Origin of the sequence: Streptomyces sp. NPDC127084 (assembly GCF_042724175.1) — a bacterium.
Taxonomy (GTDB): domain Bacteria; phylum Actinomycetota; class Actinomycetes; order Streptomycetales; family Streptomycetaceae; genus Streptomyces.
Window position 1 is genome coordinate 1 of record NZ_JBHXFA010000371.1, and the last position, 1,354, is coordinate 1,354.

At 69.9% G+C, this 1,354-nt stretch carries 2 protein-coding genes; both read left to right on the forward strand.

Annotated elements, in window-relative coordinates; translation table 11 throughout:
* Window positions 1-251: 251 nt before the first annotated feature.
* Window positions 252-548: a type II toxin-antitoxin system VapB family antitoxin gene (locus tag ACFWI9_RS34305; RefSeq protein ID WP_003949502.1), complete on the forward strand. Its 297-nt coding sequence runs from the start codon at window positions 252-254 to the stop codon at window positions 546-548.
* 154 nt (window positions 549-702) lie between these two features.
* A complete protein-coding gene (locus ACFWI9_RS34310) occupies window positions 703-1,326 on the forward strand; it encodes a LytR C-terminal domain-containing protein (protein ID WP_387169219.1) in 624 nt (207 codons plus the stop codon).
* The last annotated feature ends 28 nt before the right edge of the window (window positions 1,327-1,354 follow it).

The following is a 1,354-nucleotide window of genomic DNA, read 5'->3' on the forward strand; positions in this document are numbered from 1 at the left end:
ACCCGATATTTGGGGGCCCGTGTCTTTTTTTTAACACCCACCGGGGCGGCCCGGTCTACACCCGCCCCGGGCCCCGACCGGGATCCTCTCCCGGAGCGGCCCGTGCCCGTTCGGACGGTCGTACATTCGCGCGCCGCACACCTCGCCATCTGCCGTTCGGACGGAATCCTGACCATTTTTGACCGTTTAGCCGCCACCGCACCGGCGCCGCTTGGCTGCGCTGACGGCCGCTTGCCCGGTAGGCTTTCCGTGTGATCTTCAAGCGCATCGGTAACGGGCGGCCGTATCCCGACCACGGCCGGGAAAGCACCCGGCAGTGGGCGGATGTAGCGCCGCGCCCGGTCCGCCTCGATCAGCTCGTGACCACCAAGGGGCAGCTGGACCTCGAAACGCTGCTCGCGGAGGACTCCACGTTCTACGGCGATCTCTTCGCCCACGTCGTGAAGTGGCGGGGCGATCTGTATCTGGAGGACGGACTGCACCGCGCCGTACGCGCGGCCCTCCAGCAGCGGCAGGTGCTGCACGCCCGCGTGCTCGAACTGGACTGACCGCCGCGCGGCGGTCAGGACCGGCGAGGCGGGGTGAACGGGGCGGGGCAGCGGACACCTGTGGCGACCGTATGGACGCAGTTTCCGACCCGTACGGGCGCCATCCGATGATCGTTTAGTAGCTCACACCCCTGGACCGCACTACGCTGCGCTCATGAGCATGCTCACTCCCCCAGGCATGGGTGGAAAGTACCGCATCACGGGCAACCCCTATCCGCGTATGCGCCGCCCTCGCCGCCGCAGGTACGTGTCCGTGGCACTGGCCGCGGTCACGGTCGCCGGTGTCGGCGGCTGGGGGACCATGCAGCTCATCGACGTGTTCAGCGGCGGCGGTAGCGAGAAACCCGCGGCCCGGGCCCAGACGGCCGCCTGCGCCGCCCAGGCATCCCCGGCGGCGGCGGCCCCGCTGCTGCCGAAGCCGGCCCAGATCACGGTGAACGTCTACAACGCGACCCCGCGGGCCGGGCTCGCCAAGACCACCGCCGACGAGCTCCGCAAGCGCGGCTTCGCCGTCGGCAAAGTGGGCAACGCCCCGCCGGCCTACGACAAAAAGGTGCCTGGCGCCGCGATGCTGCTCGGTGCCTCCACGGCACACGACGGAGCACTGCGGGTACTGGCCACCCAGCTCACAGGGGCCGAACTCAGGGTCGATTCCCGCAAGACCGCGGACGTCGATCTGATCATCGGCACGGCCTTCAAGGCGCTCACCGCCAAGCCCGCGTCGGACAAGGCACTGGCGGCCATGGCGGCACCGCCGGAGCCCGCCAAGCACTGCTGAACCACTGAGCGGCGCCGCGGTCGTGGAC

What these genes read in the sequence shown, in the direction of transcription:
- ACFWI9_RS34310 (WP_387169219.1), top strand. Translation starts at nt 703, where the DNA reads ATGAGCATGCTCACTCCCCCAGGCATGGGTGGAAAGTACCGCATCACG.